The organism is Actinomadura macrotermitis, assembly GCF_009604375.1.
In the GTDB taxonomy this organism is placed as follows: domain Bacteria; phylum Actinomycetota; class Actinomycetes; order Streptosporangiales; family Streptosporangiaceae; genus Spirillospora; species Spirillospora macrotermitis.
Genome location: NZ_WEGH01000002.1, coordinates 959,299 through 977,253, shown reverse-complemented (window position 1 = coordinate 977,253; position 17,955 = coordinate 959,299). Strand labels below are relative to the sequence as shown.

Below are 17,955 nucleotides of genomic sequence, written 5' to 3'. Positions count from 1 at the left end.
AACCAAGGGACCGCCTAGCCGGGGTATGCCCGGCTTGACGCGCTTTCATGCCTCGGGCCGGTGGCCAGGTCGTCCGGGTCGTCCGGCAGGTCGGCCAGCTCGGCGAATTCGGGCAGCACGGCGTGCGCGGCGACCGGCGGCGACCGGTGGTGCCCGCCGCCGTTCTGCGGTGCGTCCAGCACGGCCCACACGGTGGTGGAGCCGTCCTCGTGCCGGACCCCCCAGCTCTGCGAGAGCGTCTCGACGATGCCGAGCCCGCGGCCGCCGAGCGAGGACAGCGTCCCGGGGCCGCGGCGCGGCTCGGTGGAGGCGCCGCCGTCGCTGACGGCCAGCTCCAGCAGGTCGCCGCGGCGCAGCCAGGTGAGCCTGACCTGGCCGGACGGCAGCGGCCTGGCGTGGCGCAGCGCGTTGCTGAGCAGCTCGCTGACGATCACGCTGGCGTCGTCGACGATGGACTCGTACACCCCCGACGCGGCCAGCTCGGAGCTGAGGCGCCGCCGCGCCACGGCGACGCTGGACGGTGCGTGCGGCAGCAGCACGACGCTCATCGCCCTCACCTCCCCGTGGTTCCGGTCGCTCGGACGAGGCCCGCCGTCGCTGTTCCGGTACGACCGAAATGCCCGGTGGCAAACTTCCGGAAACATGAGGGCCCCCGGCCGCCGCCGGGACGGCCTGCGAGCCGTCCTCCAGTCACGACGATCACCCCCGTACGGCACGGCCAACGAAACCCCATCCTCAACGGAAACCCATGAAGGATCTATCCACCTCAGGACGGAATACTCCTCCCGCGTACGTTTCTTCCGTCACATTAGGGTGATATCTCCCTTTTTCGCGCCCGGGCGGGCACCGCTCCGTCAAGATCATCGCAATGCCCTCCGCGGGGAAGCCGGGGCGGCCGGAAGCGGCCGGAACCCTTGGACGGGCCGGCGTCCCGGACGGTTGCCCGTAATGCACATGACGTGGCCGGCGGGCACGGGTTCAGCCGGCACGAGGCAGCACCAGCCGCATGCACGTGCCCGGGTCGGCCGGCAGCGCGGTGACGGTCCCGCCCTGCGCCTCGGTCAGCCGTTTGACGATGTAGAGCCCGAGCCCGACGCCGCCGAACCGGCGCCGGTCGCCGGTCTCGCCCTGCACGAACCGCTCGAAGATCCGCTCGTGGTCGCCCGGCGCGATGCCGACGCCCTCGTCGCGCACCGTGACGACCAGGCCGTCGTCCTCGGCCCGCGCGCTCACCCGCACCGTCCCGCCGTCCGGGGAGTACTTGAAGGCGTTCTCCAGCAGCTGCCCGAGCACGATGTCGGTGGCCATCGCGTCGCCGCACGCGGTCGGCAGGCCCGGCTCCACGTCCAGCTCGACCCGGTGCAGCCCCGACAGCGAGCCGAACCCCGCGACGACGCCCGCCAGCACCCGCGGCAGGTCGAACGGCTCGTTGGTCACCGCGAGCTCCTCGGCGCCGGCCCGCGACCCCAGCAGCAGGTGCTCCACCAGCCGGCCGAGCGACTGGGCGCGCTCGGCGATGGTGGCGACCGCCGCCCGGCGGGCCGCGTCGTCCAGCTCCTCCCACCGGTTCACCAGCGTGCTCGCGAAGCCCTGCACCACGGTGATCGGGGTGCGCAGCTCGTGGCTGGTGGTGGCCAGGAACAGGTCCTTGGCGCCCTCCAGCGCCTTGGCCTCCGACACGTCGCGAAAGTCCACGACCAGCTCGCCGGTCTCCTCGATCTCGGCGGCCAGCACGTTCAGCCAGACGCCCGAGGCGTACTGGAAGGTGCGCATCCGGCCCGGTTCGGGCGGCTGGAACGGCAGCCCGGCGCCGATCACGTCCTGCGGCGCGAGCCCGGTGAGGGCGTGCGCGGCCGGGTTCCACTGGCGGACCAGGCCGTCGCGGCCGAGCACCGCGATGCCGTCGGCGCTGGTGTCGATGACGGCCCGCTCGTGGGCGCGCTGGCGGACCACCTCGGCGTAGGCGACGGCGTTGCCGACCGCGACGCCGGCGTGCCCGGCGAGCAGTTCCAGCAGCTCCAGCTCGACATGCCCGGCCTTGCGGCCCGAGAACAGCGCGTACAGCGCGCCGTAGGGCCGGTTCTGCAGGAACGACAGCCCGAGCGCAACCTGGTGCAGGCCGGGCAGCTCGGCCCACACCAGGTCGCCGAGCCGCCGCTCCCCGCTCGCCAGCTTCACCGACCGGCCCGACCGCAGCAGCTCCCCGACCAGGCTGGACCGCAGGTCGGCGGTCGCGCCGCGCAGGTGCGCGGGCAGCCCGGTCGTGCTGACCAGCCGCAGCCGGTCGCCCTCGATGCGGACGAACCCGGCGGCGTCGGCGCCGGTCAGCTCGATCAGCGCGGCGGTGATGCGGTCCAGCACGGCGGGCAGGTCCCGCTCGGCGTTCAGGTCGGCGACGATGTCGTTCAGCCGCCGCACCAGCCGGGCCCGCTCGGCCATGTGGTGCCGGACGAGGCCGTCCTCGGCGACCGGGTGGTGCACCTCGACCCAGCCGAGCCGGCCGCCCGCGCCGTCGCGCAGCAGGCTGGCGTCGACGCGCACGTCGATCAGCCGGCCGTCGCGGCGCAGGCGGCGGGTGGCGATGGAGATCCGGCCGTCCGCGCCGGGCGGCCGGGTGAGCAGCCGCTCCTGGACGGCGTGGTGCTCGGCGGTCAGCTCGGCCGGCACGATCGGCGGCACCCGCCCGGCCATCTCGGCGGCGCTCCAGCCGAACATCCGCTCGGCCGCGGGGTTCCACACCGTGACCCGGCCGCGCCGGTCCACGGCGATGATCGCGTCCGCGGCGCTGTGGAGCACGGCGCGGGCGATCGGGTCGGCGGCGGGTTGCACGCCTGACATCGTGCCACCGGATCAGGGGGCGGCGCCGGGCGACCGCCGTGGAAAGGTTTCCACGGCGGGCCCGTCACCTCCGGAAGAACGCCACGTCACGCCCGGTTTCGCCGGAGACGTCCGGCGGCCAGCGCGGCCAGCCCGGCCGCCAGGAACGACAGCAGCGACGCGCTCATCCAGTTCTGCGGGGTGAAGTGCAGCGCGTGCTGGACGTCCTTCCAGAAGTCCGCCCAGCGGCTCACCGAGCCCGGGTAGATCAGCTGGTAGACGGCGAAGCCGGCGAGCCAGGCGGCGACCATGCCCCAGCGCGACGGCGCGGTGGACCCGGTGTCCCAGCCCCGCCGCCCCGCGCCGAGGAAGAAGTCGGCGGCCAGCACGCCCAGCATGGGCACGAACACCGAGCCGATCAGGGACAGGAAGCCGGCGTAGTCGCCGATGTCCAGCGCCAGCGCCAGCGCGGTGATGCCGGTGCCGAGCGCGACCGTGAGCACCCGCCGGTCGGCCTTGGGGACCAGGTTCTGGATCGACACCGCGGTGGAGTACACGTTGGCGAACGACTGGTCGGCCTCGCGCAGCACGAAGACCGCGAAGAACACCACGCCCAGCGTGACGTGCAGGAACGGGTCGAACACCTTGGTGGAGTCGCCCGCCACCAGCGCCAGCGCCAGCAGCCCGAGCACGTAGGCGAAGATCTGGGTGACCGAGTAGCCGATCGCGGCGGCGCCGTAGGCGCCCTTGGCGCTGCGCGCGTGCCGGGTGTAGTCGGCCGCGACCGGCACCCACGAGATCGACACCGCCAGCGCCGCGTCGGCGCCGATCCAGAACCCGCCCCACGAGCCGTGCGTCAGGTCCGGCAGCGGCTCGCGCAGCAGCTGGACGTAGAAGTAGACGAGCGCGACCAGCACCGCGGCGGTGACGTAGCGGCGCAGCACCCGCACCGAGCCGAGCGGCCAGATCGTCAGCGCGGTGGTGAGCACGCCGGCGGCCACGACGTAGCCCCAGCGCGGCACGCCGTCCCACAGCGAGCGCGCGGCGTCGGCGATCACGATCAGCTCGAAGGTGCCCCAGCCGACCAGCTGGGCGATGTTCAGCACCGTCGGCACCATCGACAGCCGGGCGCCGAACAGCCCGCGCAGCAGCACCATCGCGGGCTTGCCGGTGATCGCGCCGGGCGCGGCGGCCAGGCCGAGCATCAGCCCGCCGAGCACGGTCCCGACGATCATCGCGACGATGCCGGCCGCGATGGACAGCGTCGGGTTCCCCTTGTCGTCGGGGGCCAGCACCGTGTAGGCGCCGGAGAAGGCGAACAGGCTGACCCCGAGGTTGCCCCAGAAGGCGCTCTGGTCCCAGAAGCCGAGCACCTTCGGCGCCGGTTCCTCCAGGGTGTAGGGGGCTTCACGCAGCGGGCGCTCGTTGACGACGGGCGTCATGGGGACACACTCCCTACGCCGGCATTACCCGGACAGGTTCATGCGGTCGGCGACGCGGTCACAGGTCGCCCTCTCAGCCCGGCTCGCCCGAGCTCCCGCGGATAACGGTCAAGTCGCATCGTACAAGGACAAAACCGGGTTGACCAGGAGCTCTATGATCACCACGTGACCAAGCACACACGTCTCCTGGCCTGCGCGCTCGCCGCGTCCGTGCTCGCCGCCGCGGCCGCCGGCTGCGGCGCCGCCCGGGAGATCAAGAAGGGCACCGAGCAGGGCTTCGAGCAGGGCAAGCGCGAGGGCATGATCGAGGTGCTGGCCAAGGAGGCCCTCGCCGCCAAGGCGAACGCCGCCATCTCCAAGGACCTGGAGTGCACGGTCGGCCAGGCGGCGGAGGGCGCGACCGCCACCCCCGTCAGCTGCACCGGCGCGACCGACGACGGCAGGCCCGTCACGCTCAAGGGGACCATCACCGAGTCGGCCGAGCTGAAGAAGGCCGACTTCGTCCGCGGCACCTTCACCGGCACCGTCGCGGGGAAGACGGTCCTGCGCACCTCCTGCATCGGCCCCGCCTGCTGACGCGCCGGGTCAGGCCACCCGGGGCGGCCCGTCCAGCTCGGTCTCCATCGGGCGGCCCGCCTCGGCCCAGCGCTTCATCCCGCCGTCCACGTTCTTCGCGGTCCAGCCCGCCTGGTTCAGGGCGGCCGCCACCTGCGCGGAGCGCACCCCCGAGCGGCAGATCACGTAGACCTCCTGGTCGCGGGGAACCTCGCCGGCCCGCTCGTTCAGGTCGTACATCGGGATGTGGACGGCCTCGGGCGCGTGCCCGGCGTCCCACTCGCCCTGCTCGCGCACGTCGAGCAGGTAGCCCCCGTCCGGGACCTCGGCCGCGTCGACCGCCGGGACATCTTCCCCGAAGAACATCGAACCTCCGTGAATCCGCCGTCCCGGAGCGGGGCGGCCCTTCCGAGGATATTGACCTCGGCATATTCCGCGCGCCGTCCGGGAACCCGCGCCGCCTCCGCTGCGTCGAACCCTCATGCGGTATCGGACGCTCTTTCTCGCCACACCCGGGCTGGCCCTGATCCTGGCATCGGCCGCCTGCGGTTCCGAACGGGCCTCGACGACACCGGACCAGAAGGGTTCCGGCAGTGCCGCCGTCCAGCCCACCCAGGCCGCCGACCGGCTGATCGTGCAGGTCAAGGCCTCGCCCCAGGCCCCCGCCCAGAAGTGGACGCTGACCTGCGACCCCGCCGGCGGCGACCACCCCAAGAAGGACGCCGCCTGCGCGGCGCTCGCCAAGTCGGCCGACCCGTTCAAGGCGCCGCCGAAGGACCGGATCTGCACCAAGATCTACGGCGGCCCGGAGACCGCCACGGTCACCGGCACCTGGAAGGGGCGGCCGGTCGACGCGAGCTTCGGCCGCGCCGACGGCTGCCAGCTGCACCGCTGGACCGGGCTCGCCCCGCTGTTCGGGGACGTGCCGAAGGTCCGCTGACGCCTACTTCAGCAGCCTGGACATCCGGCGGTCGGCGAGCGGCTTGCCGCCGGTCTGGCAGGACGGGCAGTACTGGAGCGCGGAGTCGGCGAACGACACCTCGCGGACGGTGTCGCCGCAGACCGGGCAGGCCTCGCCCGCGCGGCCGTGCACCCGCAGGCCGGCCCGCTTCTCGCCCTTGAGGTCGCCCGCGGCGAGCCCCGCCGAGCGGGCGACCGCGTCGCGCAGCGTCGTCACGATCGCGCGGTGCAGGACGGCGACGTCCTCCCCGGTCAGCGTCGAGGCGATCTTGAAAGGGGACATCCGCGCGACGTGCAGGACCTCGTCGGAGTAGGCGTTGCCGATCCCGGCGACCACCTTCTGGTCGCGCAGCAGCCCCTTGATCTGGGTGCGCCGCCCGGCCACGATCTCCGCGAGCGCCTCGGGGGTGAATTCCGGGGCGAGGGGGTCGGGGCCGAGCGCGGCGATGCCCGGGACGTCCGCCGGGTCGCGGACGACGTAGACGGCGAGACCCTTCTTGGTGCCGGCCTCGGTGAGGTCGAAGCCCGAGCCGTCGTCCAGGTGGACGCGGAGCGCGAGCGGGTTCTTGCCGCCGGGCCGCACCGGCTTGGCGGGCAGCGCGTCGTGCCACCGCAGCCAGCCGGCGCGGGCCAGATGGATCACCAGGTGCAGGCCGGCCACGTCCAGGTCGAGGAACTTGCCGTGCCGGGCGGCGCCGGTGACGGTGAGGCCGCCGAGGCCGGTGACCGGCGGGTCGTAGGTCTTCAGCGCGGAGATCGCGAGAACGTCGGTACGGGCGATCACGCGGCCCACGGCGCGCTCGCGCAGGACTCCGGCGAGCGCCTCCACCTCGGGTAGCTCAGGCATGTCCCAAGTATCGGCGAAGCCGCTGTCCACAACCCTGTGGAAGCCTGTGGACAACCCTGTGCACAACCGCGGGATCCGCCGCCGTTTCGGGCCTTCGATGGCGATAAGCAGGGCGAAGTGGGGCAAAAACCTCGGTAGATCGCTACCCAGGCGTACCCACGGCCTGTGGATAACTTCTCGCAATATCCAGCCCAAGGAGCCCGGTGCTCAGTCCTGCGGCCGGGGCCAGACCGACAGCGCCAGTTCCGCCGTCTCGGTGAGCTCCGCGGTCGTCGCGCCGTCCCGGGCGCGCTGGGACATGCCCTGGAGGACCGCGGCGAAGTAGGCGGCCAGGGCGCGGGGATCGGCCGCGGCGGACAGTTCGCCCTGCTGCTGCGCGGTCTTCAGATGCGCTTCGAAGACGGCCAGGTTGGTGTTGCGCAGGTCGCGAAGGAACGCCGCGGTGTCGGCGTCCTGGACGGTGACGTTGGTGGCGGCGCTCATGGTCAGGCAGCCGGCCGGGTGGGAGGGGTCGGGGTAGACGGCCGCCGCCTCGCGGAAGACGCGGCGGAACGCGCCGTGGACGGTGGGCTCCTCCGCCAGCGCGGTGCCGACGAACGCGCCCACGGGAGTGCGCCCGTAGGCGCGGACGACCTCCTTGAACAGGGACTTCTTGTCGCCGAACGCCGCATACAGGCTGCCGGGCTTGATGCCCATCACCCGGGTCAGCTCGCCGATGGAGGTGGCCTCGTAGCCGTGCTCCCAGAACAGCCGGGTGGCGGCCGTCAGGGCCGTCGTGCGGTCGAACGCCGGCGGCCGTCCGCGCTTCGCGCCTGATCCAGTCATGCCCCCATTCTAGAGCGAGCACTCAAGAATTCTGCTACGGTCACTTCTTGAGTAAACGCTCAATAAATGAGGGGCAGGAGATCGTCATGGCGGCAGGAGCACTTGAGGGCAAGGTCGCGCTGGTCACCGGGGGCAGCCGGGGCATCGGCCGGGCCATCGCGGAGCGGCTCGCCCGCGACGGCGCCGCCGTCGGCGTCGCCTACGCCCGCGACGAGGCGGCGGCGGACGAGACCGTCGAGCGCATCCGCAAGGACGGAGGGCGGGCCTTCGCCCTGCACGCGGAGCTGGGGCGGCACGGCGACGCGACGCGCCTGTGGACCGCCTTCGACGCCGCGGGCAAGGACCACGCTCCCGACGGGAAGCTCGACATCATCGTCAACAACGCCGGCATCGGACGCAGCGCGCCGCTGGCCTCGTTGACCGAGGACGGCTTCGACGAGGTCTTCGCCGTGAACGTGCGCGCGCCGTTCTTCATCGTGCAGCAGGGGCTGCCGCGCCTGCGCGACGGAGGCCGGATCATCAACATCTCCAGCGGTGCGGCCCGCCTGGCCGCACCGGAGATCATCGCCTATGGCGCCACCAAGGGCGCCCTGGACACCTTCACCCTCAACCTCGCCAAGGAGCTGGGGCCGCGGGGCATCACGGCCAACTCGGTGGCCCCCGGGATCGTCGACACCGACGTCAACGCGTCCTGGCTGCGAGGCGACCCGCAGGCCGAGGCGCACGCGGCGTCCCTGGCCGCCCTCGGCCGGGTCGGGCAGCCGGAGGACGTGGCCGACATCGTGGCCTTCCTCGCGTCCGACGACGCGCGCTGGGTGACCGGCCGCGTCATCGACGCGACGGGCGGCGCCGGCCTGTGAGCCGTTCCCCGTGGGCGGGAGCACCGTGCCTCGGTCTCCCGCCCGCGGAGGCACCGGCGGACCACCGATGCCTGTGACAGGGTCACTGGTCCGCGGCGCCTGCGCGGAGAAGGGCCGGGTCCACGTCGGGGACCGCGAAGCGCGGGTTCGCACCCGCCGCGACCACCCGGATCACGAAACCGGCGGCCTCCTCGGCCTGCCGGGCGGCGGCCAGCCCGCCCAGCACCGCGGTCCGCGCGCCGAGGTCCCCGATCAGCGCGGCGGTCCGGTCGAGCGCGCCGGCGTCGTCGCCGCAGATCGCGACGACGGGTGAGTCGCCCTCCTCGCCGGTGAACGGCCACGAGGCGCCCGCGAACAGATGCAGCGCCTTGACCACGTGGGCACCGGCCGCGATCTCGGCGACCAACTCGGCGGCCGACCCCGTCTCCGGCAGCAGGCGCCCGGTCGCGTAGTCGACGGGATTGGTGCAGTCGATGACGGCCTTCCCGGACAGCGCCCCCTCGGGCCCGCCGATCAGCCGCAGGGCCTCTTCCAGCCCGTTCCAGGCGATCGCGACAACGACGACGTCGGCCTGGTCGGCGAGCCGGCCGGGATCCACCGGCGTCGCGGCGGCACCGATCTGCCCGGCGGCGGCCTTCGCCCGCCCGGGGTCACGGCCGGTGAGCACGATCGAGTGCCCGGCGGCCGCCCACGCCTGCCCCAGCGTCACCGCGAGGTTCCCGGTTCCCAGCAGTCCGATCCTCATGTGGCTCTCCTTCGTCTCGACGAGGTGTCACCACGACGCTAGGCACGCGTCTCCTACCAATCGGTAGGGGCGAGATGAGAGGCTGGGCCGATGAAGGAAGCGGGCTGCGAGACCTTCGTCTCGGACTGTCACGTACGGGCTGCGGTCGACCTCATCAACCACACGTGGGACCCGGTCGTGGTCTCGGCGCTGCGCATGGGGCCGACGCGGCGCAGCGTTCTGCTGGACCGCGTCGCCGGGGCGAGCGACAAGGTGCTGACCGAGTCGCTCCGGCGCCTGACCGCGCGCGGTCTGGTCGCGAGGGCGCCGCGCGGCCCGGGACGCGACGCGGCCGTCTACGGGCTCACGGCGCTGGGCGCGTCCTTCGCCGACGGCCCGCTGGCCCACCTCGCCGAATGGGCGGCGGAGAACCAGGACGAGCTGTCGGTGACGTCCTGACCCGCGCTACCCCACGATCGCGCGGCGCAGCCGGTTGAACTCCTTGGGGAAGGACACGCCCACGGCGCCGACCGGTACCCCGTTCCTGGTGAACGCGACCGCGAACCTGTCCTCCTCCACCGACCCGGCGGCGACCTCGCTCGCGTCGGCCAGCGCGGGCAGCCCCGCCCACTGGACCCGCGCGCCGTGCACCCGGGTGCCGAGCCCCGGCACCTCGGCGTAGGGCTCGGCGGCGTCCGGGCCGTGCAGCAGGTTGCGGGCGGCCAGGGCGCCCTGCTCGTTGGCGTTGGCCCAGTGCTCGACCCGGACCGAGGCGCCGAATACCGGGTGCGGCCAGCGGGCGACGTCCCCGGCGGCGACGATCCCGGACGCGCCCTCGGCGAACAGCGCGGCATCGGTGACGACCCCGTCGTCGATCTTGACCCCGCTGCCGTCCAGCCAGCCGGTGGCCGGGACGACGCCGATCGCGGCCACGACCAGGCCGGCCTCGACGCGCCGGCCGTCGGCCAGCAGCACCGCCCCGCCGGCCACCTCGGTGACCCGGGCGCCGGTGACCAGGTCGACGCCGTGCGCGCGGTGGTGATCGGCGAGCCAGCGGGCGGCGGTGGCGCCGATGACGCCCGCCATCGGCAGCTCGCCGGAGTCGATGAGGGTGACCGGAATGCCGAGGGCGCGCACGGTGGAGGCGACCTCGCCGCCGATGAAGCCGCCGCCGACGATGGCGACCCGCTCCGGCCCGCGGGCGAGCGCGGCGCGCAGGGCGAGCGCGTCGTCCAGCGTGCGCAGGACGAGTGCGTCGCCGGGCAGGCGGCGCGGCTGTGCGCCGGTGGCGATGACGAGGCCGTCGTAGCGCAGCTCGGCGCCGTCGTCCAAGGTCAGCACGCGCGCGCCGGCGTCCAGGCGGACGGCGCGGCGGCCGGTCAGCCACGCGGCCTCGGGCTCGTCGCCGCCGGGCAGCGCGACGTCGTCGTCTCCGGTCAGCACGCTCTTGGACAGCGGCGGGCGGTTGTAGGGGCGGTGCGGTTCGGCGCCGACGAGGGTGAGGGGGCCGGTGAAGCCCTCGTCGCGCAGGGTCTGGGCGGCGCGCAGGCCGGCGAGCGAGGCGCCGGCGATCACGATGTGCTCGATCATGCCGGGAACCCTACCCCCCATGGGTATATATCCGGCCAGGTGACCTGAATCACGAAATAACCCCTAGGGGGTAGGGGTTGCAGCCGATGTGCCGTTGTGGCACCATGAGGACCACGCAATACCCCCCAGGGGTACAAGGAACCGGAGGAAGACATGAGCACCGCCACCTACACCGTCACCGGGATGACCTGCGGCCACTGCGTCGGCTCCGTGCAGCAGGAGGTCGGCCAGGTCGCCGGGGTGACCGGTGTCGAGGTCGACCTCAAGACGGGCCGGGTGACCGTGACCGCCGACGGCCGGATCGATGACGCCCTGATCCGGGACGCCGTCGAAGAGGCCGGTTACGAAGTGAAGGCATAGGACATGAACACCGCGTCCAAGCTGGGGGCGTACGCCCTGGGCCTGGCCGTCGTCTTCGGCGGCGCCGTCGGGATCGGCAACGTGACCGGTCCCGTCGGCGCCACCGCGGACAGCGGCGGCGGCCACTCCTCCCACGGCGCCGCCCCGAAGGCCGAGGCCGGCGGCGCCCCCGTCCCGGGCGGCCTGCAGATCTCCCAGGACGGCTACACGCTGAGCCCGAAGACCACCACCGTCAAGGCCGGCGAGCCGACCGACTTCCGGTTCGCGATCAACGGACCGGACGGAAAGCCCGTCACCCGGTTCGAGCCGCTGCACGGCAAGCGGCTGCACCTGATCGTGGCGCGGCGCGACCTGTCGGGGTTCCAGCACCTGCACCCGGCCGAGGGCGCGGACGGGACCTGGACGATCCCCCTCACCCTGCGCGACCCGGGCGCCTACCGCTTCTTCACCGACATCAAGCCCGCCGGCGCGAAGAAGCAGCTCACGCTCGGCGCCGACGTCACCGCCCCCGGCGACTACACCCCGGCGGCGCTGCCGCAGGCCGGGCAGGTCGCCAAGGTGGACGGCTACGAGGTGAAGCTCGACGGGGCCCTGGTCCCGGGCCGCTCCAGCAAGCTGACCCTCACCGTCAGCAAGGACGGTTCGCCGGTCACCGACCTGGAGCCGTACCTTGAGGCGTACGGTCATCTCGTCGCGCTGCGCGACGGCGACCTCGCCTACCTGCACGTCCACCCGGACGGCGAGCCCGGCGACGGGCGCACCAAACCCGGACCGGGTATCACCTTCTACGCGGAGGTGCCCAGTCCCGGCGCCTACCGGCTCTACCTGGACTTCCAGCACAAGGGCAAGGTCCGGACCGCCGAGTTCACCGCGGTGACCGCCGGCGTGTCCGTCCCGGCCGGGAAGCCGGCGGGCGAGCCCGCCGACGACCACGGCGCCCACGGCCACTGACGTCCCGCACGATCCACCGAGAGGAGCAACGCGATGAACACCGGCGACACGTCCGGGCAGATCGAGCTGGCGATCGGCGGGATGACCTGCGCGTCGTGCGCCGCCCGCATCGAGAAGCGGCTGAACAAGATCGAGGGCGTCACCGCGTCCGTCAACTACGCGACCGAGAAGGCCAAGGTCGAGTTCGCCGCGGGGACGGTCACCCCCGAAGAGCTGATCGCCTCGGTGGAGAAGGCCGGCTACACCGCCGAGCTGCCCCCGCCGCCGAAGCCCGCCGGCGCCGAGCCCGAGGCGGCCGGGCCCGCCGACGAACTGCGCCCGCTGCGCCAGCGGCTGATCACCTCGCTGGTGCTGGCCGTGCCGGTCATCGCGATGGCGATGGTGCCCGCGCTGCAGTTCACCAACTGGCAGTGGATGTCGCTGACGCTCGCCGCGCCCGTCGTGGTCTACGCGGGCTGGCCGTTCCACAAGGCCGCCTGGACGAACCTGCGGCACGGCGCCGCGACCATGGACACCCTGGTCTCGGGCGGCACACTCGCGGCGTTCGGCTGGTCGCTGTGGGCGCTGTTCTTCGGCAGCGCCGGCGAGCCGGGCATGAAGCACGGCTTCGAGCTGTCCATGACCCGCTCGGACGGGTCGGCCAACATCTACCTCGAGGCCGCCGCGGGAGTCATCGCGTTCATCCTCGCGGGCCGCTACTTCGAGGCCCGCTCCAAGCGCCGCGCCGGCGCCGCGCTGAAGGCGCTGCTGGAACTGGGCGCCAAGGACGTCGCGGTCGTGCGCAACGGCCGCGAGGAGCGCATCCCGGTCGACCAGCTCGCCGCCGGCGACGTGTTCGTCGTGCGCCCCGGCGAGAAGATCGCCACCGACGGCGTGGTGGAGGAGGGCTCGTCCGCGGTGGACGCCTCCCTGCTCACCGGCGAGTCGGTACCGGTCGAGGTCGGTCCCGGCGACGCGGTGACCGGCGCGACCGTCAACGCCGGCGGGCGGCTGCTGGTCCGCGCCACCCGGGTCGGCGCCGACACCCAGCTCGCGCAGATGGCGCGGCTGGTGGAGGACGCCCAGACCGGCAAGGCGCAGGTGCAGCGCCTGGCCGACCGGATCTCGGGGATCTTCGTCCCGGTGGTCATCGCCATCGCGGTCGCCACGCTGGGCTTCTGGATCGGCACCGGCGCCGGCCTGGCCGCCGCGTTCACCGCCGCCGTCGCCGTCCTGATCATCGCCTGCCCCTGCGCCCTCGGCCTGGCCACCCCGACCGCCCTCATGGTCGGCACCGGCCGCGGCGCCCAGCTCGGCATCCTGATCAAGGGGCCGGAGGTGCTGGAGTCCACCCGCGCCATCGACACCGTCGTGCTGGACAAGACCGGCACCGTCACCACCGGCAGGATGGCGCTGGTCGAGGTCGTCACCGCGGGCGGCGTGGACGAGGCCGAGGCGCTGCGCCTGGCCGGCGCGCTGGAGAACGCCTCCGAGCACCCGATCGCCCAGGCCATCGCCAAGGGCGCGGCCGACCGCGTCGGCGAGCTCGGCACGGTGGCGGACTTCGCCAACATCGAGGGCCTCGGCGTGCAGGGCGTCGTGGACGGGCACGGCGTGCTGGTGGGCCGTCCCAAGCTGCTGGCCGAGTGGTCGCAGCACCTGACGCCCGAGCTGGAGCGCGCCATGGCGCAGGCCCAGGCGCTCGGCCACACCGCCGTCGCGGTCGGCTGGGACGGCGCCGCCCGCGCCGTGATCACCGTCGCGGACCAGGTGAAGCCGACCTCCGCCGAGGCGATCACCCGGCTGCGCGCCCTCGGGCTGCGGCCGGTGCTGCTGACCGGCGACAACGAGGCGGTGGCCCGCACGGTCGCGGACGCGGTGGGCATCGACGAGGTCATCGCCGACGTGCTGCCGCAGGACAAGGTCGACGTGGTCAAGCGGCTGCAGGGCGAGGGCCGCACGGTCGCGATGGTCGGCGACGGCGTGAACGACGCCGCCGCGCTCGCCCAGGCCGACCTCGGCCTGGCCATGGGCACCGGCACCGACGTGGCGATCGAGGCGTCCGACCTCACCCTGGTGCGGGGCGACCTGCGCGCCGCCGCCGACGCCATCCGGCTGTCGCGGCGGACGCTGCGCACCATCAAGGGCAACCTGTTCTGGGCGTTCGCCTACAACGTGGGCGCCCTGCCGCTGGCCGCGGCCGGCCTGCTCAACCCGATGATCGCCGGTGGCGCGATGGCGTTCTCCTCGGTCTTCGTGGTGAGCAACAGCCTGCGGCTGCGCGGCTTCAAACCGCTCAGCGGCGACACGGTCCCGGCGGCCACGACGGCTCCGGCCCGCTCCGAGGTCCCGGTCGGCTGACCGGAGACCCCCGGCCCGGCCCCCACTCGGGGGCCGGGCCTTTTCGGCGTCCTGGCAGCATGGAGGCCATGACGACTCTGCCGCTGACGCCAGACGAGCTGCTCACCACGACCCGCACCGTCCGCAAGCGCCTGGACCTGACGCGGCCGGTGCCGATGGAGCTGGTCCGCGAGTGCCTGGAGATCGCGTTGCAGGCGCCGAGCGGCAGCAACCGGCAGGACTGGCAGTGGATCGTCGTCACCGACCCCGGCACCCGGGCCGCGCTCGGCGACATCTACCGGCGCGCCGTGGACCGGTACCTGGCGTCCGAGGGCGCGGCGGGCAGGCTGTTCGCCGACGACCCCGAGCGCGCCAAGGTGCAGCAGCGCGTCGGCGGCAGCGTCGCCCACCTGGGCGAGCACATGGGCGACGTGCCCGTGCTGATGATCCCGTGCCTGCGCGTCCCCGAGCGCAACCTCGCCGCCGGCAACCAGGCGGGGGTGTGGGGCTCGCTGCTGCCCGCCGTCTGGAACTACATGCTGGCCGCACGCGCGCGCGGGCTCGGCACGGCGTGGACGACGCTGCACCTGATGTACGAGCAGGAGGCGGCCGAGCTGCTCGGGCTGCCCGATGACGTCCGGCAGGCCGCGCTGGTCCCGACCGCGTACTACACGGGCGAGACGTTCAAGCCCGCGGCGCGTCAGCCGCTCGACGAGGTGCTGCACATCGACCGCTGGTGACCGGCGTGGGGCGCCGTGCGTGATCCACATCACCGTGACAGATACCCCCAGGGGGTATAGATTGAGGCTCGTTGGAACCGCAGCGATCCGAACGGGGACAGATCATGAGCACCGCCCACGACCACCACGCCGCCCACCACGCCGCTCCCGCCGCCACGGTGCCCGCCACCACGGGCCACGCCCACCACGGGCACGCCCAGCACGCGGCCCCCGCCCTCCCCGGCGGCCTGCTGGTCGCCCAGGACGGCTACACCCTCGCCCTGGAGACCCCGATCGCCCGTCCCGGCGCGGGCGAGCTGCGGTTCCGCGTCCTCGGCCCGGACGGGCGGCCGGTCACCGAGTACGCCGCCGCCCACGGCAAGGAACTGCACCTGATCATCGCGAACCGGGAGCTGACCGGCTTCTGGCACGTGCACCCGGTGCGCGACGCCGAGGGCACCTGGACCGTCGCGATCGACCTGCCCGCCGCGGGCGCCTACCGCGTCCTCGCCGACATCGTCCCGAGCGCCCTCGGCCGGGGGATCACGCTCGGCGCCGACCTCGCCCTCGCCGGGGACTACGACCCGCGCCCGCTGCCGGCGCCCGCGCGCACGTTCGCCGTGGACGGCTACGAGGTCGCCCTGGACGGCGAACCCGGCGACGGCGGCCTCACCCTCACCGTGCGCAAGGACGGCGTCCCGGTCACCGACCTGCAGCCCTACCTGGAGGCCTACGGCCACCTGGTGGTGCTGCGCGCAGGCGACCTGGCGTACGTGCACGTCCACCCGGGCGGCGCGCCGGGCGACGGGGTGACCCCGGCCGGCCCGGAGATCGCCTTCCACGCCGCCGTCCCCGGCCCGGGCGCCTACCGGCTGTTCCTGGACTTCAAGCACGGCGACGTCGTCCGCACCGCCGCCTTCACCGCCGTCGTGGCCTGAGGCCTCAGTACCGGTCGCGCAGGGCGCCGACCAGCGCCGACACCGCGGGGTCGGAGGCGGCGGCGTCCAGGGTGGCGGTGAGCACCTCGTCGTAGGTGGGCGCCGCCTTGGCCTGGAGGGCGCGGCCCTCCTCGGTGATCACGGTGTAGACGCCGCGCCGGTCGCGCGGGCACAGGTCGCGGCGGGTGAGCCCGGCGTCCTCGAGCCGGGCGACCAGCCGGCTGACCGAGCTCTGGTTGAGGCCGATGGCGTCGGCGAGCTCCTGCATGCGCAGCTCGCCGTCCTCGGCCCGGGCCAGGTTGCACAGCGCGCGGTACTCCGACAGGCCGAGGCCGTGCCCGCGCTGGAGCGCCTTGGCGAGGGCCTGCTCGACGCGGCCGTGCAGCGTGACGACCCGGTTCCAGGCTTCGTTGTCCATCGCGCGTCCATCCCGAATCTCGTGCTTGACAGCAGCGTACATGCAGACTCAATATGTGCATGTACATGCATGCAATTGAGGGAGCCGAGATGAGCACCATCGAGAAGATCGCCACCACCCCGGACTGGTACGCGCCCTACCGGATCTCGCAGGCGGTCCGCGCGAACGGCCTGATCTTCGTCTCCGGCCAGGCCGGCTTCGACGAGCGGGGCCGCACCGTCCCCGGCGGCTTCCTGGAACAGGGCCGCCAGGCGTTCGCCAACCTGCGCCGGGTGCTGAACGAGGCCGGCGCCGACCTCACCGACGTGGTGAAGATCGGCATCTTCGTGCGGGACATGGCCGCGCACCTGGACGAGGTGATCAAGCTGCGCGAGGAGTTCCTCGCCGAGCCCTACCCCGCCGACACCCTGCTGGAGGTCTCCTCGCTCGCCCAGCCGGACTGGCTGATCGAGGTCGAGGCCACCGCCGTCGCCCGCTGACCAGGAAAGGACCACGCCGATGACCAGCCCCCTGCTCCAGCCCTACGAGAGCGGCGCCCTGCGGCTGCCGAACCGCGTCGCGATGGCGCCGATGACCCGCAACCGGGCCGACGACGCCACCGGCGTCCCGGGCCCGCACGCCGCCGAGTACTACGCCCAGCGCGCCGGCGCCGGCCTGATCATCACCGAGGGGATCTGGCCCGATCCCCTCGGCAAGGGCGGCCCCCGCATCCCCGGCCTGGTCACCGAGGAGCAGGTGGCGGGCTGGCGGGCGGTGACGGACGCCGTGCACGCGGCCGGCGGCCGGATCTACGCGCAGCTGTGGCACGTCGGCCGGATGACGCATCCGCGCAACATCGGGGGAGCGACGCCGGTCGCGCCCTCCCCCGTCCGGATCGAGCACGAGCGGATCTTCACCGACGACGGCATGGCCGAGCACGTCACGCCGCGCGAGCTGACGACCGCCGAGGCGGAGGGGATCGTCGCCGCGTTCGCCGCCGAGGCCCGCAACGCGATCCGCGCCGGGTTCGACGGCGTGGAGCTGCACGGCGGGAACGGCTATCTGATCCACCAGTTCCTCGCCGACAACACCAACCGGCGCACCGACCGCTTCGGCGAGCGGATCCGGTTCGCCGCCGAGGCCGTCCAGGCCGTGGCGGCGGCGGTCGGCGCCGAGCGCGTCGGCCTGCGCGTCTCCCCCGGCAACCCCGAGAACGAGCTGGTCGAGCACGACCCGCAGGGGACCTACCAGGCGCTGCTCGCCGAACTGGCCCCGCTCGGCCTGGCCTACCTGCACGTCCTGGAGCGCGGTGAGTACGGGGCGATCGCCGGCCTGCGGCCCCACTGGCCCGGCACGCTGATCGCCAACTACAACGGGACCGCGCCCAGCTCGCGGGAGGCCGCCGAGGAGGTCCTCGCCAAGGGCCTGGCCGACGTCTTCTCCTTCGGGCGGCTGTTCATCGCCAACCCCGACCTGCCCGCGCGGTTCGCCACCGGCGCCCCGCTGAACGAGCTGCGCGAGGAGGTCGTCTACGGCTTCCCCGAGGGGGACCACGCCGTCGGCTACGTCGACTACCCCGCCCTCGCCGACCTGCGGGTCACGCGGTGACGCGCCGGTCCGCGCCCGCGCGAGCCGCGCGGGCGCGGACCGG

General features: G+C 73.6%; 20 protein-coding genes and 1 riboswitch. Of the genes, 11 read left to right on the top strand and 9 right to left on the bottom strand.

From position 1 onward, the window contains the following. Positions 1-14: 14 nt before the first annotated feature. The 3 genes from ACRB68_RS16420 to ACRB68_RS16410 all read right to left on the bottom strand — a co-directional run bounded on the left by ACRB68_RS16420 (position 15) and on the right by ACRB68_RS16410 (position 4,259). Positions 15-548, bottom strand: a complete 534-nt coding sequence (locus ACRB68_RS16420) for an ATP-binding protein (protein ID WP_235959409.1) — start codon at positions 546-548, stop codon at positions 15-17. A gap of 430 nt (positions 549-978) precedes the next feature. Beyond that, the gene (locus ACRB68_RS16415) at positions 979-2,838 is read right to left on the bottom strand and encodes a sensor histidine kinase (protein WP_153533323.1); all 1,860 of its coding nucleotides are present in this window, start codon (positions 2,836-2,838) and stop codon (positions 979-981) included. Positions 2,839-2,924: 86 nt separating this feature from the next. After that, positions 2,925-4,259 (bottom strand): purine-cytosine permease family protein, encoded by a 1,335-nt coding sequence (locus ACRB68_RS16410; RefSeq protein ID WP_153533322.1) that lies wholly within the window; start codon positions 4,257-4,259, stop codon positions 2,925-2,927. Beyond that, a riboswitch (TPP riboswitch) is annotated at positions 4,253-4,368 on the bottom strand. Its footprint overlaps the gene before it by 7 nt. 56 nt (positions 4,369-4,424) lie before the next feature. Here ACRB68_RS16410 and ACRB68_RS16405 point away from each other — a divergent pair. After that, positions 4,425-4,835 (top strand): hypothetical protein, encoded by a 411-nt coding sequence (locus ACRB68_RS16405; RefSeq protein WP_153533321.1) that lies wholly within the window; start codon positions 4,425-4,427, stop codon positions 4,833-4,835. A gap of 9 nt (positions 4,836-4,844) precedes the next feature. Here ACRB68_RS16405 and ACRB68_RS16400 read toward each other — a convergent pair whose 3' ends face one another. Then, a complete protein-coding gene (locus tag ACRB68_RS16400) occupies positions 4,845-5,180 on the bottom strand; it encodes a rhodanese-like domain-containing protein (RefSeq protein WP_153533320.1) in 336 nt (111 codons plus the stop codon). A gap of 115 nt (positions 5,181-5,295) precedes the next feature. Here ACRB68_RS16400 and ACRB68_RS16395 point away from each other — a divergent pair, with 115 nt between their 5' ends. After that, the gene (locus ACRB68_RS16395; protein WP_153533319.1) at positions 5,296-5,754 is read left to right on the top strand and encodes an SSI family serine proteinase inhibitor; all 459 of its coding nucleotides are present in this window, start codon (positions 5,296-5,298) and stop codon (positions 5,752-5,754) included. A gap of 3 nt (positions 5,755-5,757) precedes the next feature. Here the strand turns inward: ACRB68_RS16395 and ACRB68_RS16390 are convergent, their stop codons facing one another. Both ACRB68_RS16390 and ACRB68_RS16385 read right to left on the bottom strand, forming a co-directional pair. Beyond that, a complete protein-coding gene (locus tag ACRB68_RS16390; RefSeq protein WP_153533318.1) occupies positions 5,758-6,621 on the bottom strand; it encodes an Fpg/Nei family DNA glycosylase in 864 nt (287 codons plus the stop codon). Between the two features lie 207 nt (positions 6,622-6,828). Continuing rightward, complete coding sequence (locus ACRB68_RS16385) at positions 6,829-7,446, bottom strand: TetR/AcrR family transcriptional regulator (RefSeq protein WP_153533317.1); 618 nt, start codon at positions 7,444-7,446, stop codon at positions 6,829-6,831. 86 nt (positions 7,447-7,532) lie between these two features. On the opposite strand from ACRB68_RS16385, the gene ACRB68_RS16380 reads away from it, so the two are divergent. Continuing rightward, on the top strand, positions 7,533-8,306 hold the full coding sequence (locus ACRB68_RS16380; protein ID WP_153533316.1) for a glucose 1-dehydrogenase: 774 nt from the start codon (positions 7,533-7,535) through the stop codon (positions 8,304-8,306). 82 nt (positions 8,307-8,388) lie between these two features. On the opposite strand, the gene ACRB68_RS16375 is transcribed toward ACRB68_RS16380, so the two are convergent. Continuing rightward, entirely contained in the window at positions 8,389-9,051 is a 663-nt protein-coding gene (locus ACRB68_RS16375) for an NADPH-dependent F420 reductase (protein ID WP_153533315.1), read from the bottom strand. 90 nt (positions 9,052-9,141) lie between these two features. On the opposite strand from ACRB68_RS16375, the gene ACRB68_RS16370 reads away from it, so the two are divergent. Beyond that, positions 9,142-9,489: a winged helix-turn-helix transcriptional regulator gene (locus ACRB68_RS16370; RefSeq protein ID WP_153533314.1), complete on the top strand. Its 348-nt coding sequence runs from the start codon at positions 9,142-9,144 to the stop codon at positions 9,487-9,489. A 6-nt stretch (positions 9,490-9,495) separates the two neighbouring features. On the opposite strand, the gene ACRB68_RS16365 is transcribed toward ACRB68_RS16370, so the two are convergent. Continuing rightward, positions 9,496-10,620, bottom strand: a complete 1,125-nt coding sequence (locus ACRB68_RS16365; protein ID WP_153533313.1) for an NAD(P)/FAD-dependent oxidoreductase — start codon at positions 10,618-10,620, stop codon at positions 9,496-9,498. 153 nt (positions 10,621-10,773) lie between these two features. On the opposite strand from ACRB68_RS16365, the gene ACRB68_RS16360 reads away from it, so the two are divergent. The 5 genes from ACRB68_RS16360 to ACRB68_RS16340 all read left to right on the top strand — a co-directional run bounded on the left by ACRB68_RS16360 (position 10,774) and on the right by ACRB68_RS16340 (position 15,907). Beyond that, complete coding sequence (locus ACRB68_RS16360) at positions 10,774-10,980, top strand: heavy-metal-associated domain-containing protein (RefSeq protein WP_153533312.1); 207 nt, start codon at positions 10,774-10,776, stop codon at positions 10,978-10,980. Between the two features lie 3 nt (positions 10,981-10,983). Beyond that, positions 10,984-11,931: a hypothetical protein gene (locus tag ACRB68_RS16355; protein ID WP_153533311.1), complete on the top strand. Its 948-nt coding sequence runs from the start codon at positions 10,984-10,986 to the stop codon at positions 11,929-11,931. Positions 11,932-11,964: 33 nt separating this feature from the next. Next, positions 11,965-14,271, top strand: a complete 2,307-nt coding sequence (locus ACRB68_RS16350) for a heavy metal translocating P-type ATPase (protein WP_153533310.1) — start codon at positions 11,965-11,967, stop codon at positions 14,269-14,271. Positions 14,272-14,339: 68 nt separating this feature from the next. Then, entirely contained in the window at positions 14,340-14,990 is a 651-nt protein-coding gene (locus ACRB68_RS16345) for a nitroreductase family protein (protein ID WP_153533309.1), read from the top strand. A 104-nt stretch (positions 14,991-15,094) separates the two neighbouring features. Next, positions 15,095-15,907 (top strand): hypothetical protein, encoded by an 813-nt coding sequence (locus tag ACRB68_RS16340; RefSeq protein ID WP_153533308.1) that lies wholly within the window; start codon positions 15,095-15,097, stop codon positions 15,905-15,907. 4 nt (positions 15,908-15,911) lie between these two features. Here the strand turns inward: ACRB68_RS16340 and ACRB68_RS16335 are convergent, their stop codons facing one another. After that, positions 15,912-16,325 (bottom strand): MarR family winged helix-turn-helix transcriptional regulator, encoded by a 414-nt coding sequence (locus ACRB68_RS16335; protein ID WP_153533307.1) that lies wholly within the window; start codon positions 16,323-16,325, stop codon positions 15,912-15,914. An 89-nt stretch (positions 16,326-16,414) separates the two neighbouring features. Between ACRB68_RS16335 and ACRB68_RS16330 the strand changes: the two genes are divergently transcribed. Further along, positions 16,415-16,804 carry a RidA family protein gene (locus ACRB68_RS16330; RefSeq protein WP_194293337.1) on the top strand — a complete coding sequence of 130 codons (390 nt, stop codon included), beginning with the start codon at positions 16,415-16,417 and terminating at the stop codon, positions 16,802-16,804. 19 nt (positions 16,805-16,823) lie between these two features. Next, entirely contained in the window at positions 16,824-17,912 is a 1,089-nt protein-coding gene (locus tag ACRB68_RS16325) for an alkene reductase (protein ID WP_153533305.1), read from the top strand. Positions 17,913-17,955 lie beyond the last annotated feature (43 nt).

Excerpts from the sequence above, each read along its gene's own strand:
- ACRB68_RS16420 (WP_235959409.1), bottom strand. The coding sequence starts at position 548 with ATGAGCGTCGTGCTGCTGCCGCACGCACCGTCCAGCGTCGCCGTGGCG.
- ACRB68_RS16415 (WP_153533323.1), bottom strand. The coding sequence starts at position 2,838 with ATGTCAGGCGTGCAACCCGCCGCCGACCCGATCGCCCGCGCCGTGCTC.
- ACRB68_RS16410 (WP_153533322.1), bottom strand. The coding sequence starts at position 4,259 with ATGACGCCCGTCGTCAACGAGCGCCCGCTGCGTGAAGCCCCCTACACC.
- ACRB68_RS16400 (WP_153533320.1), bottom strand. The coding sequence starts at position 5,180 with ATGTTCTTCGGGGAAGATGTCCCGGCGGTCGACGCGGCCGAGGTCCCG.
- ACRB68_RS16395 (WP_153533319.1), top strand. The coding sequence starts at position 5,296 with ATGCGGTATCGGACGCTCTTTCTCGCCACACCCGGGCTGGCCCTGATC.
- ACRB68_RS16390 (WP_153533318.1), bottom strand. The coding sequence starts at position 6,621 with ATGCCTGAGCTACCCGAGGTGGAGGCGCTCGCCGGAGTCCTGCGCGAG.
- ACRB68_RS16385 (WP_153533317.1), bottom strand. The coding sequence starts at position 7,446 with ATGACTGGATCAGGCGCGAAGCGCGGACGGCCGCCGGCGTTCGACCGC.
- ACRB68_RS16380 (WP_153533316.1), top strand. The coding sequence starts at position 7,533 with ATGGCGGCAGGAGCACTTGAGGGCAAGGTCGCGCTGGTCACCGGGGGC.
- ACRB68_RS16375 (WP_153533315.1), bottom strand. The coding sequence starts at position 9,051 with ATGAGGATCGGACTGCTGGGAACCGGGAACCTCGCGGTGACGCTGGGG.
- ACRB68_RS16370 (WP_153533314.1), top strand. The coding sequence starts at position 9,142 with ATGAAGGAAGCGGGCTGCGAGACCTTCGTCTCGGACTGTCACGTACGG.
- ACRB68_RS16365 (WP_153533313.1), bottom strand. The coding sequence starts at position 10,620 with ATGATCGAGCACATCGTGATCGCCGGCGCCTCGCTCGCCGGCCTGCGC.
- ACRB68_RS16360 (WP_153533312.1), top strand. The coding sequence starts at position 10,774 with ATGAGCACCGCCACCTACACCGTCACCGGGATGACCTGCGGCCACTGC.
- ACRB68_RS16355 (WP_153533311.1), top strand. The coding sequence starts at position 10,984 with ATGAACACCGCGTCCAAGCTGGGGGCGTACGCCCTGGGCCTGGCCGTC.
- ACRB68_RS16350 (WP_153533310.1), top strand. The coding sequence starts at position 11,965 with ATGAACACCGGCGACACGTCCGGGCAGATCGAGCTGGCGATCGGCGGG.
- ACRB68_RS16345 (WP_153533309.1), top strand. The coding sequence starts at position 14,340 with ATGACGACTCTGCCGCTGACGCCAGACGAGCTGCTCACCACGACCCGC.
- ACRB68_RS16340 (WP_153533308.1), top strand. The coding sequence starts at position 15,095 with ATGAGCACCGCCCACGACCACCACGCCGCCCACCACGCCGCTCCCGCC.
- ACRB68_RS16335 (WP_153533307.1), bottom strand. The coding sequence starts at position 16,325 with ATGGACAACGAAGCCTGGAACCGGGTCGTCACGCTGCACGGCCGCGTC.
- ACRB68_RS16330 (WP_194293337.1), top strand. The coding sequence starts at position 16,415 with ATGAGCACCATCGAGAAGATCGCCACCACCCCGGACTGGTACGCGCCC.
- ACRB68_RS16325 (WP_153533305.1), top strand. The coding sequence starts at position 16,824 with ATGACCAGCCCCCTGCTCCAGCCCTACGAGAGCGGCGCCCTGCGGCTG.